Origin of the sequence: Paraniabella hibiscisoli (assembly GCF_022512515.1) — a bacterium.
Lineage (GTDB): Bacteria > Bacteroidota > Bacteroidia > Chitinophagales > Chitinophagaceae > Niabella > Niabella hibiscisoli.
On sequence record NZ_JAKWBK010000001.1, the window covers coordinates 71,318 to 86,838 of the forward strand.

General features: G+C 43.5%; 22 protein-coding genes and 1 pseudogene. 7 read left to right on the plus strand and 16 right to left on the minus strand.

Annotated features, from left to right (window positions below; all coding sequences use genetic code 11):
- Nucleotides 1-3 precede the first annotated feature (3 nt).
- Complete coding sequence (locus tag MKP07_RS00455; RefSeq protein WP_240844502.1) at nucleotides 4-408, plus strand: hypothetical protein; 405 nt, start codon at nucleotides 4-6, stop codon at nucleotides 406-408.
- Nucleotides 409-502: 94 nt separating this feature from the next.
- Here the strand turns inward: MKP07_RS00455 and MKP07_RS00460 are convergent, their stop codons facing one another.
- The 6 genes from MKP07_RS00460 to MKP07_RS00485 form a co-directional block, all read right to left on the minus strand.
- Entirely contained in the window at nucleotides 503-772 is a 270-nt protein-coding gene (locus MKP07_RS00460; RefSeq protein ID WP_240844503.1) for a M28 family peptidase, read from the minus strand.
- Nucleotides 773-777: 5 nt separating this feature from the next.
- Nucleotides 778-927 (minus strand): hypothetical protein, encoded by a 150-nt coding sequence (locus tag MKP07_RS00465; RefSeq protein WP_240844504.1) that lies wholly within the window; start codon nucleotides 925-927, stop codon nucleotides 778-780.
- Nucleotides 928-953: 26 nt separating this feature from the next.
- Nucleotides 954-1,178, minus strand: coding sequence for a M28 family peptidase (locus tag MKP07_RS00470; RefSeq protein ID WP_240844505.1), 225 nt, complete (start codon nucleotides 1,176-1,178; stop codon nucleotides 954-956).
- Between the two features lie 56 nt (nucleotides 1,179-1,234).
- Nucleotides 1,235-1,990: a zinc-binding metallopeptidase family protein gene (locus MKP07_RS00475; protein WP_240844506.1), complete on the minus strand. Its 756-nt coding sequence runs from the start codon at nucleotides 1,988-1,990 to the stop codon at nucleotides 1,235-1,237.
- Nucleotides 1,991-2,188: 198 nt separating this feature from the next.
- Nucleotides 2,189-2,407 (minus strand): DinB family protein, encoded by a 219-nt coding sequence (locus MKP07_RS00480; RefSeq protein WP_240844507.1) that lies wholly within the window; start codon nucleotides 2,405-2,407, stop codon nucleotides 2,189-2,191.
- On the minus strand, nucleotides 2,395-2,568 hold the full coding sequence (locus MKP07_RS00485; RefSeq protein WP_240844508.1) for a hypothetical protein: 174 nt from the start codon (nucleotides 2,566-2,568) through the stop codon (nucleotides 2,395-2,397). Before MKP07_RS00485 ends, MKP07_RS00480 begins: the two co-directional genes overlap by 13 nt.
- 361 nt (nucleotides 2,569-2,929) lie before the next feature.
- On the opposite strand from MKP07_RS00485, the gene deoC reads away from it, so the two are divergent.
- Together deoC and MKP07_RS00495 are read left to right on the plus strand one after the other, a co-directional pair.
- Nucleotides 2,930-3,394 carry a deoxyribose-phosphate aldolase gene (deoC, locus tag MKP07_RS00490; protein WP_240844509.1) on the plus strand — a complete coding sequence of 155 codons (465 nt, stop codon included), beginning with the start codon at nucleotides 2,930-2,932 and terminating at the stop codon, nucleotides 3,392-3,394.
- A 305-nt stretch (nucleotides 3,395-3,699) separates the two neighbouring features.
- Nucleotides 3,700-4,077, plus strand: coding sequence for a hypothetical protein (locus MKP07_RS00495; RefSeq protein WP_240844510.1), 378 nt, complete (start codon nucleotides 3,700-3,702; stop codon nucleotides 4,075-4,077).
- Between the two features lie 3 nt (nucleotides 4,078-4,080).
- On the opposite strand, the gene MKP07_RS37365 is transcribed toward MKP07_RS00495, so the two are convergent.
- From MKP07_RS37365 to MKP07_RS00505, 3 genes are read right to left on the minus strand one after another with little or no spacing between them, the layout of a single operon-like run.
- Nucleotides 4,081-4,644 carry a 4-alpha-glucanotransferase gene (locus tag MKP07_RS37365; RefSeq protein ID WP_262919088.1) on the minus strand — a complete coding sequence of 188 codons (564 nt, stop codon included), beginning with the start codon at nucleotides 4,642-4,644 and terminating at the stop codon, nucleotides 4,081-4,083.
- Entirely contained in the window at nucleotides 4,641-6,416 is a 1,776-nt protein-coding gene (locus MKP07_RS00500) for a 4-alpha-glucanotransferase (RefSeq protein WP_262919089.1), read from the minus strand. The genes MKP07_RS37365 and MKP07_RS00500 overlap by 4 nt, the downstream gene beginning before the upstream one ends.
- Nucleotides 6,389-6,766, minus strand: a complete 378-nt coding sequence (locus tag MKP07_RS00505; RefSeq protein WP_240844511.1) for a carbohydrate-binding module family 20 domain-containing protein — start codon at nucleotides 6,764-6,766, stop codon at nucleotides 6,389-6,391. The genes MKP07_RS00500 and MKP07_RS00505 overlap by 28 nt, the downstream gene beginning before the upstream one ends.
- A gap of 439 nt (nucleotides 6,767-7,205) precedes the next feature.
- Here MKP07_RS00505 and MKP07_RS00510 point away from each other — a divergent pair, with 439 nt between their 5' ends.
- The 4 genes from MKP07_RS00510 to MKP07_RS00525 all read left to right on the plus strand — a co-directional run bounded on the left by MKP07_RS00510 (nucleotide 7,206) and on the right by MKP07_RS00525 (nucleotide 9,325).
- Nucleotides 7,206-7,460, plus strand: a complete 255-nt coding sequence (locus MKP07_RS00510; RefSeq protein WP_240844512.1) for a hypothetical protein — start codon at nucleotides 7,206-7,208, stop codon at nucleotides 7,458-7,460.
- Nucleotides 7,457-7,723, plus strand: coding sequence for a hypothetical protein (locus MKP07_RS00515; RefSeq protein WP_240844513.1), 267 nt, complete (start codon nucleotides 7,457-7,459; stop codon nucleotides 7,721-7,723). The genes MKP07_RS00510 and MKP07_RS00515 overlap by 4 nt, the downstream gene beginning before the upstream one ends.
- Before the next feature lie 120 nt (nucleotides 7,724-7,843).
- Nucleotides 7,844-8,488 (plus strand): LVIVD repeat-containing protein, encoded by a 645-nt coding sequence (locus MKP07_RS00520; RefSeq protein WP_317235916.1) that lies wholly within the window; start codon nucleotides 7,844-7,846, stop codon nucleotides 8,486-8,488.
- Between the two features lie 3 nt (nucleotides 8,489-8,491).
- Entirely contained in the window at nucleotides 8,492-9,325 is an 834-nt protein-coding gene (locus MKP07_RS00525; RefSeq protein WP_240844515.1) for a hypothetical protein, read from the plus strand.
- 75 nt (nucleotides 9,326-9,400) lie between these two features.
- Here MKP07_RS00525 and MKP07_RS00530 read toward each other — a convergent pair whose 3' ends face one another.
- The 7 genes and pseudogenes from MKP07_RS00530 to MKP07_RS00550 all read right to left on the minus strand — a co-directional run bounded on the left by MKP07_RS00530 (nucleotide 9,401) and on the right by MKP07_RS00550 (nucleotide 15,502).
- A complete protein-coding gene (locus MKP07_RS00530) occupies nucleotides 9,401-10,237 on the minus strand; it encodes a sugar phosphate isomerase/epimerase family protein (protein ID WP_240844516.1) in 837 nt (278 codons plus the stop codon).
- A gap of 67 nt (nucleotides 10,238-10,304) precedes the next feature.
- A complete protein-coding gene (infC, locus tag MKP07_RS00535; protein WP_240844517.1) occupies nucleotides 10,305-10,637 on the minus strand; it encodes a translation initiation factor IF-3 in 333 nt (110 codons plus the stop codon).
- Nucleotides 10,604-10,939 (minus strand): translation initiation factor IF-3, encoded by a 336-nt coding sequence (locus tag MKP07_RS00540; protein ID WP_240844518.1) that lies wholly within the window; start codon nucleotides 10,937-10,939, stop codon nucleotides 10,604-10,606. The genes infC and MKP07_RS00540 overlap by 34 nt, the downstream gene beginning before the upstream one ends.
- A gap of 248 nt (nucleotides 10,940-11,187) precedes the next feature.
- Nucleotides 11,188-13,850, minus strand: a pseudogene (locus MKP07_RS40815) (efflux RND transporter permease subunit).
- Nucleotides 13,851-13,908: 58 nt separating this feature from the next.
- Complete coding sequence (locus MKP07_RS37380) at nucleotides 13,909-14,322, minus strand: efflux RND transporter permease subunit (protein WP_262919091.1); 414 nt, start codon at nucleotides 14,320-14,322, stop codon at nucleotides 13,909-13,911.
- Nucleotides 14,323-14,447: 125 nt separating this feature from the next.
- Nucleotides 14,448-14,714 carry an efflux RND transporter periplasmic adaptor subunit gene (locus MKP07_RS37385; protein WP_317235737.1) on the minus strand — a complete coding sequence of 89 codons (267 nt, stop codon included), beginning with the start codon at nucleotides 14,712-14,714 and terminating at the stop codon, nucleotides 14,448-14,450.
- A 23-nt stretch (nucleotides 14,715-14,737) separates the two neighbouring features.
- On the minus strand, nucleotides 14,738-15,502 hold the full coding sequence (locus MKP07_RS00550; RefSeq protein WP_262919092.1) for an efflux RND transporter periplasmic adaptor subunit: 765 nt from the start codon (nucleotides 15,500-15,502) through the stop codon (nucleotides 14,738-14,740).
- Nucleotides 15,503-15,521: the final 19 nt, after the last annotated feature.

Consider the following 15,521-nt stretch of genomic DNA (forward strand, 5'->3'; position numbering starts at 1 on the left):
TTAATGAGTACCAGCTGGTTTGCAACTATTGAACCATTTTCATTCGTCATGCTTCAAAAAAGCCATGAAAAAATTGCTACCCTTGCCCTGCTAACGATAATGCTGAACGCAAACGCTCAAAAGCCAGTTCTGGTATATCAGTATTGCGAGTTAACAGCCAATCCACGACTAGTTACCAGTAATCCCAATATCTGGCTAAACTTTGGCAATAAAGTTTTACAGCGAAAGTTTAAGCCTCTATCTGACAGCATTCACAACATGTCGCAGCCGGTTGAAGCTTTAAACTTCATGGCACAAAACGGGTGGACACTGGTAAAATACTACATCGAAGAAGAAGGTGCTTCATCTTCCCGCTTTTACAGAATATACCTACTCAGAAAGAAATTTCAGCCGAAGGATCTGCGCTGATACTACATTAGCTAATCAAGTCCGCCACGCCTGGTTGGCGAAACCGGTTTAGGCCACTCCTTTGGCTTGCCTGTTTCGGGATCCACTGGCAATACTATTTTTCGCGTGAAGTTTTTTGCGGGTCTTCGCTTGCTGCATAGGCCAGGATAGCCGTCAGAATTGCATTGTTTCGCAAATCATCAAATACTATCTTATCATAAGTATCGCGGTTGGTATGCCAGGTAATGGTGCCGTAGTCCCAGCTTAAGGAGCTTAATGAAAAAGCCGGAGCGCCGGCGGTTACAAAAGAGACAAAATCTGATCCGCCTGTACCCGGTTGACCAGGGAACCCGGTTTCGATATATTGACGGATATTCTGGGGCACTTTAGTTAACCAGCGTCCCAGGTAATCATACGAGTGTAAAAACCCTGGCCCTGCAAATTGGTCACCCGGCCGGTACCATTATCCTGGTTAAATACGGCCTGTATATTGGCAACGATCTCGGGATGATCTTCAACAAATCCCCGGGAGCCGTTCAATCCCTGCTCCTCACTTCCCCAATGCCCTACAAGGATTGTACGTTTAGGGTTAGGGTATATTTTTTAAGAATACGCATCGCTTCCATCATTGTTAAAGTACCGGTTCCATTATCAGTAGCACCTGTGGCGCCATCCCAGGAGTCAAAATGAGCTGACAGGATCACATATTCATTGGGCTTTTCTACCCCTTTTATTTCCCCTATAATATTGAATGCATCTGCCACCGGCAGTGCTTTGGAATCGATCTTCATACTTAACTTAGGTATAGTACCCGATTGCGCGAGACGGTATAACAGTCCATAATCTTCTAAAGAAAGATCGACGGTAGGAATCTTTTTGTGTTGGCGCCGAATATCTTGTTGGCTCCCACAGCTTTTGACCAGTAGCTGCTGACAATACCCGATGCCCCGGCATTTTCCAAGGCTGCCGCCAGGGTACGGGCTGTATAACCTGTTCTGCGGATACGCTGTGTCCAGGCTTCTGTTAAAGCGTCTCTTTCTTTATTCATCTTAGCAACAGATTCAGCCGTGCCAAATTCTTTCCAGTTATTATCAGGACGCCCGGTTGGTTGCAGCATGGAGATCATTACGAATTTTCCCTTTACGGCAGGCAGCCATTTTGCAAATGTTACAGAATCTGTCACTTCCGGTAACAGGATGATTTCTGCGCTAACAGTTTTGCCATTAGTTCCGGGGCTCCATGCCAATTGCGTACCTTCCAAAGATTTAAGGCGGGGGTATACCATATCAATGTGAGCGGGGCCACGTTGCCAGCCACGCCATACGCCCCATTTTTCACTATGTGCAGCAATGCCCCAGCTTTTATACTTCGCAATAGCCCAGTCACCTGCCTGTTTCATTTCAGGTGTGCCTACCAAACGAGGTCCGATGCCATCGAGTAATTCATGTCCCAGCTGCTCCAGCTGCGAACGCTGACCGCCTTCGGCAACAATGGCCTCCACAATGGGATCTTTGAGCAACTCGGTCCGTTGTCTTGGTCCGCGCTGTTGTGCTATCATCGTGGTACCCGATAGCAAAAGAGGAAGAATCAAAGATTTCTTCAAACAAAGCATACTAATCAATTTAAACTTTTGTAAAATGAATTGACCACCGAATGTAAACATTTATCACCGTTAAAAATGCCAGGAATATTCCTCTGTCCCGTTATCAAAGTGGATGATCCGCTTCAACTGCAGCCAGTGAACCGGCACTGCATAAAAAAGCGGCCTGTAACAGCCGCCTCTCTAAAAAATATCGGTTTATTAAAACTTCTGGTCATCTGCCGAAGGCCCATAGCTTCCCGGAACTTTAATATCATTTAAACGGTAATAAACACCCAGCTGCGCGCGATGGTGCGTTACCTGGCTTAATGCATGTCTTATAGCCGCGTACTTGGTCCACTCTGCCAGCTTGTTGCCCTTGTAGGCCAGAAACCAGTTAGGTTCCAGGTCTGCTTCGGTTGCACCTGCTAAAGCTTCCATCGACTCGGCATAATTTTTTCAAAAGCATCCTGCAAATGCTGCCGGGTTTCATAAGCCGCAGGCCTATCGCCTTCCGCAAAATCCAGTCCTTCGGTTTTTAACATGTGGGCCGGCCAACCAAAGATCTCGGTAATATGCTGAGTAAGCGGCATGAGCTTCATGCTTTTTCATGAGGTGCATAATCGTTCTTTCCTTCGGGAAATTCATCGAGGAATTTTTTCGTTGTGTTGTACTCTGCGGTTAATTCTTCTTTTAATTGTTTTAAAGTATCCATAGCTTTCGATTTAAATGAGCTGTAATGTACAAAGTATTTAAAACAAGCAAATGTGATTTTTTTATATCCACTCCTTCGGTTTGACCGGGTATCACTTACTTTTGAAGCTAAAATCAGATAATTATGCAGCTCAACACTTATATAGACCATACCATCTTAAAGCCAACTACATTAATCAGCGATATTGAAAAGGTTTGCGCTGAAGCCCGCCAGTATGGGTTTGCATCGGCATGTGTACCTCCCCATTTGTGAAAAAAACCAAAGAGTTATTGCAGGGAACAGCTGTAAAGACCTGTACTGTTATAGGATTTCCATTTGGCTATTCAGCCATAGAAGCCAAACTTGCAGAAGTTCTTTTAGCTATTGTAGATGGTGCTGATGAATTAGATATTGTAATTAACCTGATCGCTTTAAAAAATAATGACTGGCAATACCTGGCTAATGAGGCCAACCACCTGATCCCTATCATTAAAGAAAAAGGGAAAACAGTTAAGATCATTATCGAAAGTGGCGTGCTAACCGATGATGAAATTATCAAATGTTGTGAATTATATGGTCCTGCGGGTATTGATTACCTGAAAACATCTACAGGTTATGCTGAAAAAGGAGCCAGCGTTCACGCCGTGGAATTGTTTAAAAACATTTACCTAAAGACACGGGTATTAAAGCAAGTGGCGGTATACGCGACTATGCCTTTGCAAAGCAACTGGTAGAAGCCGGTGCTACACGCCTGGGATGCAGTGCCAGCGTTGCTATTGTAGAAGGAGGTAAGGGAACAGGAACTTACTAGTAATTCATAACAGCGCTGTTGCGTTTGAATTCAACGCTACGTTTTGAGCTAAACATATAACCATCTTCTTGTTCAAAACGCATTGAAACAAATCGCTATGAAATTAATGACGCTGCTTGCTGCTATTCTTCTAACAACAGGTATGGGATGCGCTAACAAAGTGCACATCCAACGGAAAGAAAATACAGGTGCTGATTTTAGGTTCAGAGCGAAAAAGAACGGCACAAAATGGAAAGCGGTTCCATGGCAGCCACTTATAATCCGAAGGACAGCATGATGCATATTATGGCTTTCGGAAGCAATAATGAAAGACTCACCATTTCCTTCTTGAAGGAGCCACAATACACCAGGGCATCAAAGCAATTCACTGCGAACAGCATGACACCTACCTGTGAATACTGTGCCAGCATTGCCCAACAATACAGTATGGATTCGCTCAAACAGAACTCCTTCCAGGTTATGCGCTTTGATCATATCAAAAAGCGGGTTCAGGGTAAGTTTTCTCTTTACCTGAAAAAAGACAACCTCTACCAGGGTACCTTTGTCAAAGACTCCTCCTTCTTTGAGGGCGTATTTAGTGCACCTTTTGAAACCTTATCCTTTTAAACTTTAACGCCCGCTGTGTTGTACATATCCCTTTAACTCCTCATTAAAGTTTTTTTCTTTGATCAATTGCTCCAGGCTGATATGCATGCGGTAACGCCAGTAATGTTGGGGGTTGGCCGGAACATTGATCCGCTCATCTTCAGGGTTTTCCCTGCGCAGTTCGGCGCTCATACCCAATATATCCTGTAACTGGAAAATGCTCCACATTGCAGGTGAATATAAATGCTGTAATACAATAGCCCGGTTAATCCAGGGTTCGCAGAAATATGGCGCCTCTCCACTTTGCCCTAACTCTGTATTATAAAATTGCTGGGTTAAGGTCCTGTTTTCCTGCCACCATCCTCGTATAGTGCTCATATCATGGGTGGATGGCGTAACTACCGACAAATAAGGAGCTTTGGCTGGATTGAAAAAAGTAGTATCCTGTTGCTTAGGCATGCGCTGAATTTCTAAACTCAGTATTCCCAATTGTTTCATTACACCCGGAACGGTATCGGGCACCATGCCCAGGTCTTCACCGCATACCAGCATGTTCGTTACCGCCTTAAGCCGAGGTAGCTTTTTCAATGATTCTTTTTCCAGAAATCATTTTGCCGGCGATAGAAGTAGTCAACGTATAAAGCCCATATTTTCTCTTTTGCCTGGGGTGGCAGGTAACGGAATGAACTTGTTTGATCAAGGGCGATCCTGAAATGGAAAGCGGTTTTACCCGTTCCTTCCTGTTCAAACAAAATTACATTGCTGATCAGATCAAACAGCCCGTCACGCAATAAAATACTTTCACTATCTGCCAGGCCTTTAAAGTGAGTTTCTACTTTTTTCTGCGTATCAAATGCCGGACGTAACACGTACTGTTGAGGCCCTTGCTTCTGAAGAAAATGCGCCTTTACATGATCGGCCTTTTCCCTGAACAATTCTCTCAATATATTATCGGTAATATAAGGCAGGCAAAACCGCTCATAATCAAACCATATTCCCCGCTCGCCAAACTCGTTTACCTGAACAGGAATACAAGGGTCAAAACTGCCCATAATTCCCTGAACTGCATTTACCGGAATGCTCCATATCCGGAAGAAACCCAATATGTGATCAATACGGAAAGCATCAAAATAATAACTCATTTGCCTGAAACGTTCTTTCCACCAGGCAAAGCCATCTTCCTGCATGCGGGTCCAGTTATAAGTAGGAAAGCCCCAGTTCTGCCCTTTCACTGCAAAATCATCAGGAGGTGCGCCGGCCTGCACATCCATCTTATACAATTCAGGAGCTACCCAGGCATCAGCCCCGTAACGATAGACTCCAATTGGTATATCTCCTTTCATTACCAGCCCTTTTTTATGCGCATACGCCACTGCGTCGCTTAATTGCAAGTGTAGCTGGTACTGTATATAACAATAGAAATTTACCTGCTCCTGAGCTTCAGAATTTGCATCAAAAAAGAGATTGATTTTCGCCTCTTCATAAACACTATTCGTTTCCCACTCCTGCGGGTTAGGCGAACTAAATTTATCCCTCAGGTAACAGAATGCGGCATAGGGTTTCAACCACTGCTGATTCGTTTCAAAAAATGCTTTATAGTCGGAACTCTCCCGGCAAACAGCACCGTGCTCCTTATAGAGCTCTTTTAAAGTGGCCATCTTACATTGCATTACCGCTTCGTAATCTATATGCGCCAGCTCATTCAACTGCTTTCTCCTGGTTTTAATGGTGTCTTTTAGCTCTTTGCTTTTTTTACCTTCTATTGCATCGAGATTTATATAAACAGGATGTAACGCAAATGCCGAGATAGCTGCATAGGGATATGAATCTACCCAGGTGTTGGTCGCAGTGGTATCATTAATCGGTAATATCTGTATCAGCTTCAGTCCGGTTTTCACAGCCCAGTCGGCCAATAGTTTCAGATCGCTGAATTCGCCCACTCCTAATCCTTCCTTGCTGCGAAGACTAAATACGGGTATTGCTATACCGCTTCCCCTCCACTGATCATCTTTCGTACGTATAAACCCGTCCTGCAGCAGGGCTCTTTCACCCGGAGCAGCCGGTTCAAAACAGATCCTGTTACCACCTGCCTCAAAACTTTTGAATTGCCCCTGCGCCCTATCGTAGACCCCATACTTGTATGCAATGGGAAACTGTACATTACTCAGCTGCAATGCGGCTACCCATTGCTCACCATCGAACTTTAAAAGAACCGGTGTTTCCGTATTCCATTTACCCAGATCATCACTATCTCCCAGAAGACAAACCACCTCATCTTTATTGATCAAAGGAGCTTTTATCGAAAATACATGTGTGGTATCTTTCCTGAATTTTATATCGGAAGCCTTACGCTGGGGCAACAATACTTTTTGAAAGGGGCCGTAGAAAATGTATTGACGATATCGCCGGCATAGTTCCAGGTATCATATATCTTTAAAACAGCTACATCTTTATTTTCAGGCACCAGGTTTCTGGGACTTTGGAACTCCTCAGTTTGTGTACCATCGTTACCAATAAATATGTATTTGTATTGCAGCTTTTGCCCGGGTAAATCAGCTACATCGATATCGGCTTCCAGCTTCCAGTACTCATCGTTCAGGTACTGCATATCCGCATAGCCATTGGGGGATTGAAGTTCAGTTACATTGGCAACTATCGCCAAACGTTCACCGAAACGGGTATGATATTTTATATAGAAAATGACTTTCATGTGATACAATGGCATTTACGTTATTGTGTACAATATACACAAAACGAAAATAGGTGAATATCTATTTATTTCAAAAAGTTTCTAAAAGCATATTGCATATATGCCATTCAACACTTAAATTTGCACCAAACTATAAAAATATGGCTTCAGGTACAAAGAATAAGGGTTTGATGTGGATTTTATTTCTTGTGTTTACTGCATGGTTTGTATTTGCATGCTTTACACACTGGCCCTGGCTTACTTTGATCCTGCCTTTTGTTACTACCTTTTTTGTAAAGGCTATGGACATTATATAATATTATTATCCGTATAATAAAAAACGGCCCGTGGTTTAAACCACGGGCCGTTTTTTATTTGTCCTTGTTGCGTTCATATAAAAGATAACGTTATAGGTAATAGTTCTCTGTTGATTGAAAAACGAAACCTAATTAACTTACACATGAAACACAACAAACTGCTGATTGCTCTAGCCTTGCCCCTGCTGGTATTGTCCTGCAAAAAAGATGACAGCAAAGAGGTAATGGGATACGCGCCCATTTATGGCAGCGAAGCTGAACTCAATACTATTTCGCTTGCCCAACCGCAAGCGATCGAAAATGGCGGCAAAATATATGTATGGGGTAATACGCTCTTCCAGGTGGAAAGCGGAAAAGGCATTCATATTACCGATATCTCCTCCCCGCTGCTCCAGTGAGAAAAGCTTTTATCAAAGTAGCCGGCAGCCAGGAAGTAGCCGTAAAAAATGGCCTGATCTACACCAATCACCTGAATGACCTGGTAATACTGGAACTAAGCGGCTCAACCCTTAACACCATAAAAAGATTACCCGCCTTTAAGAATATGAATAACCAGACACTTCCTCCGGAAAGAGGAGTTTTTGAGTGTCCTGACAAAACCAGGGGAACTGTTATCGGGTGGCAGAAAAAAATGCTACAGGATCCCAAATGCCAATACTAATATTTAATTAAGCTATCATATGCAACCTAAATATATACTACTCATACTGGTCGTTTTACTCGGCCTTAGCTGCTCAAAAGGAGATTCGAATCTATCGGGGAACACGGGCGCGGAGGTTCTATTGCCCGAATGACTATATCCGGCAACTATCTTTATATTGTTAGTTCTACTTCTCTTTATACCTATGATATCACAAATCCGCAAACCACTGTTTTATTAAGCGAGCAGCCCATTGGCTGGGGCGACATAGAAACGATATTTCCTTATCGGGATAAATTATTCATCGGGTCGCAAGCTGGGATGTACGTGTTTGACAACAGCGATCCCAAGAAACCCAAACTACAGGGAAGAGCTCAGCACCTGCGTGCCTGCGACCCCGTAGTAGCGGATGATGATTTTGCTTATGTAACCCTTAGAAATAACAATATCACTTGCGGAGGAACCATTAACCAGCTACAGGTATACGATATTAGCGGTACTAATGTACTTACACCTAAAGTAACAGGAACCCTTGATATGCCTGAGCCCTATGGACTGGGTAGCAAAGGCAATACGCTTTATGTGTGCATGGGTAACAAAGGACTGAATATTGTAAATATTGCTAACAAAGCTAAACCAGTATCGCTAAAAATACTGACGGGAGAAAACTTTATTGACGTGATCCCTTATAATGATTTACTGATCACTTACGTTCAGGGAGGCATTGTATTATATGATATATCCAGCCCCACTGACCCTAAAAAATTATCTACCATACAAAACTAACTTATGAAAAAAATAATTGCTGTCATTAGTCTTTGCCTGGGCAGCTATTGGCTTCGGGCACAGGATCTCATCTATACTAAGAAAGAAGGTGTTCTCCAAACCAAAGTAATTGAGATCACCTCGTCGCTCATCCGGTTTAAGAAGTTCGAAAATATTAATGGTCCGAATTATAGTATTGCCAACCGCTATGTGGATTCTATACGGTATGAAAACGGCAGCAAAGAGCTATTCTCTTTCACAGGAAAACGATTAGCTGAAAAGTACATAAAGGAGCTGGAACAATTCAGCGGTTTGCCCAATAACCTGGTGTCAACCGGCTTTGAGTTGTCTTCTTTTAACCTACCCAATATTTTCAGCTCAAACAATGAAGACCAAACTCCTTTTGCTGGCTGGTATATAGCCTATGAAAGATTGTTTGCTAAACAAAAGCTGGGAATTTCAATCAGTCCTTTTGCCGCCTGGAACCGCCGGTACTACGGGGTTTCGGCCACCGCTCAGTTTTATACTAAAAATAAAGGCAGAACAAGGGTTGGTATAGGCCCGATGCTTAGTTATAGCGTGCAGGACCGGGTATTTTATTATTATCAAACCAATGCAAACAGTGGTGGAGGTTCAATCCGTATGCGAACCAAAACTCACATTACCTCCCTTGCAATAAATCTTTCTATAATGAGCAATATCAGCAGGAAAATATTTATAGACGGAGATATGTTCATTGGCCCTATACTTAAAGAAAAAGCTTTCAGGAACAATCTGCCTGACTACTGGACAACTTATGTAAGAAAGAATGAAGAACCTATGATGGGTTTCAGACTCGGTGTAGGATACCGGTTCTAAAAAAGCAAATGTATAAAAAACGAACAGGCCGCTCTTTTCAGATGCGGCCTGTTTTAGTTATAGAGATATCTTAATTTATTTACTTTTCGTTGTTCTTATCACTCCTCTGATATAACCGATAGACTCAGCAATACCTGCAAAAGGTGCTTTCATATTGCGTTCATGCTCCAGACTTAATATACCCGCGTATCCTACTTTACGCATCATTTTTACAAATGCCGGAAAGTCAATGATTCCCCGACCCACTTCTACAGAATAACCTTGCTTTGTCGGAGCTGTCACATCTTTCAGATGCATATCAAAAATACGGGTATGGTATTTTTTAAGATCCGCTACAGGATCTTTACCGTTACGGGTATCGTGCCCAATGTCCAGGCACATGCCCATACGTGCATCTAAATCCTTTACATTCTTCCACACATCATCTGCATCAGGATATAGTTTCATATCCGGGCCATGCAGATGTATAGCATACCTGGTATCATATTCCTGCACTTTTTTATTTACATAAGGAAGCAGCTCATAGTTGGGTACACCCACAATCAGCTTTACGCCTACCCTTTTGGCATATTCAAAAGCCCGGTCTACCTCTGCTTCCGTCTTCATGTATATGGGCCCAACAGCATACCCCGTTACACCTTTCGACTTTAATTTTTCGTGAAAAGCAGCAATAGTAGCAGCATCGCTATTAAGCGGTAAATGAAAATCTTTAATGCACAGGTAGTGTACATCACTTTTTTCCATAGTAGCCAAAGCTGTGTCTATTCCAAAATGAGCAAATGTGTAACCAGCTACGCCTACTTTAAATTTTTCGTAGGTATCAACAGGCGGTTGAGGGTCTGGTCGCTTTTCCTGGGCCTGTACCAGGCTGCTTATTAAAAAGCTGCAAGCAATGATTAGATTTTTTTTCATACTGGAGCTAAAAATAAAAAACCATCTGCAAATGCAGATGGTTTCTGTAAACTATTTCAAATATTTCTTATTTACTTTTCTTAACGCTTCCTTTGGGAGCTATCATTGCAAGCATTCTCCTACCTTCCAGCTTAGGCATATTTTCCAATGTACCAAATTCTGCAAGGCGTTCTGCAAACTTCAATAATAAAAGTTGCCCGCGGTCCTGGAACTGGATAGCGCGACCTTTAAACTGTACATAGGCTTTTACTTTATTGCCATCTTTCAAAAAGCCTTCCGCATGTTTAGCTTTGAAGTCGAAGTCATGATCGTCGGTATTAGGTGTAAAGCGGATCTCTTTGATCTCAGTCGCCTTACTCTTGGCCTTCATTTCTTTTTCCTTCTTCTTCTTATCGTACAAGAATTTATTATAATCAATGATCTTACAAACGGGGGATCAGCGGTTGGAGAAATCTCCACCAGATCCAGCTCCTGCTGCTGAGCAATCTTCAACGCTTCCTGGGTAGAATAAATTCCTACCTCAACATTATCCCCAACCAATCGTACTTGTGGAACTCTGATGTGATGATTAATACGGTGTTCTGCCTCTTTCTGTGGTAAGCGTCCTCTGAAGTTTCCTCTGTTTGGTTTATTGCCACCTGGCCTGAAAGGACCACCCGCTCCGGGCGGACGGTTAAAAGTTGGTTTTTGTGGTACTGCCATCTAAAAATGATTCGTTATGCCTCTTCCCCGTTGAGAAGCATTGTTATTTTGCTTTTTTTTTAATGCCATACGGGAATGGCATGTTAAAAAATTTTTACAAAGATGGGAATTAAACTTAGTATTTCAATTTTATTTTTAACAGATTCATATCAGCAACTATCTTACCAAATTGCCCAAAAAGACGGGTACAACATAAAATAGCCGAAAACTTCAGTCTCCGGCTATTCCCTTTTATTTAAACCTGACTATCAGGCAGTTTTTGCTTTTTTGCGGTACGCCATTTTAGTAATTAATACGTACAGCACCGGCACAATAAAAATGGCTAAAGAGGTCGCTGCAAGCATTCCTCCGAAAACCGTCCAGCCGATGGTACGACGGCTTACCGAAGCAGCGCCTGTAGCAATCATCAAAGGCACTACACCCAGTATAAAGGCCAGCGAAGTCATGATGATCGGGCGCAGACGCAATCTTACCGACTGCAAAGTAGCCTGCACCACATCCATACCCTTATCCACCCGCTCTTTGGCAAACTCCACAATTAATATGGCATTCTTGGCGGCCAAACCGATCAGGGTAATCAAACCGATCTGTGCGTATACGTTGTTGGACAGTTTCGGCAATAAGGTTAAAGCCAGTATTGAGCCGAAAGCCCCAATAGGCACTGCCAGTAATACCGAGAATGGCACCGACCAGCTTTCGTACAAAGCTGCCAGGAACAGGAATACAAACACAATAGAAATAGCGAAGATGGTCGTTTGCTGATCTCCTGCTGCAATTTCTTCCCGGCTCATTCCGGAAAACTCGTATCCATAACCCGCAGGTAGCGTTTTTGCAGCTTCCTTTAAAGCTTCGATAGCTTCACCACTGCTAAACCCATCTTTGGGCGAACCATTGATCTCTACCGAACGGTAAATATTATAGTGAGATACTACCGCGGGCGCTTCGATCAGTTTGGTGGTAACCAGCATATTCAAAGGCACCATACTTCCCAGGCTATTACGTACATAATAATCTTTTAAATTATCAATCGAACCACGATAATTGTATTCAGCCTGTGTCATTACACGGAAATTACGCCCGTAAACATTAAAGTCATTTACATAGCTACTTCCCAGGAAATTAGACAAGGTGGTATACACCTCTGCTACATTAACTCCCATTTTCTTTGCCAGTTCTTTATCAACATCTACCTGGTAACTCGGGGTACGGGCATTAAAGAAGGTATAGGCCCTTCCTATAGCAGGCTGCGCGTTTACCGTTTGCAAAACTTATTGGCTACCGTTTCAAATTTATTTACATCATCGGTTGAACCGGTTTGCTGTAACTGGAACGTAAAGCCTGCAGTCTGGCCCAGACCAGGTATCGCCGGTGGTGCAATAGGCATTACACGGGCCTCTTTAATATCTTTGGTAGACCCTATTATTTTACCAATCACGGCATTAACATCATGCTCGCTTCCTTTACGGTCATCCCATTTTTTCAGCTTAACGAACATAGTACCTACATTCGATTTATTACTAAAGCTGATGATGTTCAAACCTGCCAATCCACCCACCACATCAACTTCGGGTAAGGCTTCCACACGTGTCATAATATCTTTGATCATATTAATACTACGCGTAGTACTGGTTCCTTCAGGCAGTTCGTAAGTAACAAACATACGCCCTTCGTCCTCTGTTGGGATAAAGCCGGTTGATTTTGTTTTGAACAGGAAGATCATCGCGGCAATCACTATTATTAAAAGCGTTACCACATAAGGCGTTTTGCGGATCCACTTGCCCACGCTTCTTGTATAACCCAAGGTAACTTTATTAAACCAGTTGTTAAACCGATCGAAGAAACGATCTAACAGGTTCTTCTTCCTTGTGCCGGGAGCCGCTGTAGGCTTCAGCATTAACATACTCAATGCGGGAGTAAGCGACAAGGCAACAAAGGCAGACAATAGTACAGATACCGCAATGGTAATCGCGAATTGCTGGTACAACCGCCCCACAATGCCCGGTATAAAACCTACGGGTATAAATACCGCCGCTAATATCAATGCGATAGCAATTACCGGAGCAGATATCTCCTTCATGGCCTTAATGGTCGCATCTTTAGGCGACATACCTCTGCTGTCTATATTATGTTGAATTGCTTCCACCACCACGATGGCATCATCCACCACAATACCGATCGCCAATACGAAGGCGAAGAGGGTAAGGGTATTGATCGTAAAGCCCAGCAGGTTGAAGAATATAAAGGTTCCGATCAACGATACCGGAATGGCCAGTACCGGGATCAGTGTAGCGCGCCAGTTCTGCAGGAACAGGTACACCACCAATACCACCAGTATAAGGGCTTCAACCAGGGTATGCATTACCTCGTTGATAGACACCTGAACCACCGTAGCGGTTTCTAAAGGCACTTTAAAATCTATATCCTTGGGAAATGTGGGACGCAACCTGTCCAACGCTTCGTTGATACCCCTATAAGTATCTAATGCGTTAGCGCCCGGAGCCTGGTATATCAGAAGAAAGGCAGCCGGTTTACCGCTCACAAAGGCATTAGCCGTATAATCAAATTTACCCAGTTGTACTTTAGCCACGTCTTTGAGGTAAACTACCGTTCCATCTGTGGGCCTTGTACGTACGATAATATGTTCAAATTGCTCTGGTGTATTAATGCGGCTATTGGTTAATAAACTATACTCGAAAACCTGCTCGCCACTCTGTGGGTTACCGCCAACGGTACCGGCAGCGGCCTGCAGGTTTTGCTCCTGTAAAGCAGCGTTTACTTCTGCAGGCGTAACACTTAATGCCGCCATTTTTGACGGATTCAGCCACACGCGCATACTAAAATCATCTGCCCTGGAAAAGATATCACCCACACCCTTTACCCGGGCAAGGGCATCTTTTACATAAAGGTTCACATAGTTACCAATAAAAGTAGCATCGTGTGTTCCATTAGAGAATAGAAGGCCAGGGCCATCATAATACTGGGATTACGCTTACGAACAGTAAGACCCAGTCTTTTACCGCATCCGGCAAAGTAGGTTCTGCCACACTCACCCTGTTCTGCACATCCAGCGTAGCGATATTGATATCGGTACCTACCTGGAAGTTTACGGTGATACTACTCTGACCACTACTTGTACTGTTACTCGTCATGTAAGTCATACCAGGAGTACCATTGATCTGGGTTTCCATGGCAGTAGTAGTCGTTTGCTCTACAGTTTGTGCATCAGCACCGGTGAAGTTACCGGATATCTGCACCGTGGGGGGAGAGATATCGGGATACTGGGCAACAGGCAGGGTAAGCATCGATATAATACCCACCAACACAATTACGATCGATACCACTATGGCTGTTACCGGTCTTTTTATAAATACGTCTGCGATCATTGAATACTATTTTGAACAACAGGTAAAAGAAGAGATCGGGGTCTCAGGCTGTTTCCTGTCAACTATCAACTTATTTTTTTGCTTTGGCGGTATCAGCTGTAATAGCCGATCCTTCTCTCAGGTTCTCACACACCTTCTACTACAATCGATTCGCCTGGTTGTAACCCTTCTTTAATTAAAACATTCGGACCTATCTGGGTACCCAGCGTTACCTTACGTTGAGATACTTTGCTGCTGTCTCCCACCACATACACAAAGAATTCGCCCAATTGTTCCACTACCGCTTTGTAAGGCGCTAAAGTAGAACGGGAAGGCGCAGCATTTAAAACACGCACGGTACCGCTCATTCCGGCTTTCAGCATTTGATTATCATTAGGGAATACCAGCCTCACTTTTATAGCACCAGTCTGAGGGTCTACCGCACGGTCGATGATTTGTATTTTACCATGCTGCGGGTATACATCGCTGGCAAATGCCAGGGAGAAAGTAGAATCAACCAGATTTTTTCACCCTGTAGTTTGGAAAACCGGTAAATCTCTTTCTGATCAATTACAAAATCTACAGCCATCGGGTTATCCGTGGATACGGTGTTTAATATCGATTGACCAGCAACTACTGAAGTTCCCAAACGCACCTGCGAGATACCGATGGTACCGCTAAACGGAGCATAGATGGTGGCAAAGCTTACATTAGCTCTTACTGCATTGGCCTGTGCTTTGGCCGCAGCCACCTGCTTTTGTGCCGCAGCTAAAGCCGCATCAGCATAATCTACCTGTTGTTTGGCTATTGCATCCTGCTTATCCAATGCATGATATCTTTCTGCATCTTTCTGCGCCTTTACCAAGTTGGTTTCCTGTACCGCTACCTGCGCCAGGGCCGCCTGGTAGTTGGCCTGGTAGGTTTGCTGATCGATTGTATACAGCTTTTGACCTTTTGACACTTTAGCTCCATCTTTAAAATGGATGCCGGTAATATATCCCGTTACCTGTGGCCTTATTTCTGACTGATTCAAAGGAACCAGCGTTGCCGGATACTCGTCATAATAAGATGCGTTGCCGCTTTCGGTAACTTTTACCACTACCACCGGAACCGGAGCATTTGCCGGTGGCGGAGCCTGTTGCTTGCTTTTACATGCTACTACTGCGAGCATTAAAAACATATATATTGAAAACCTGGTCATACTTAAGGGATTTCGTTTA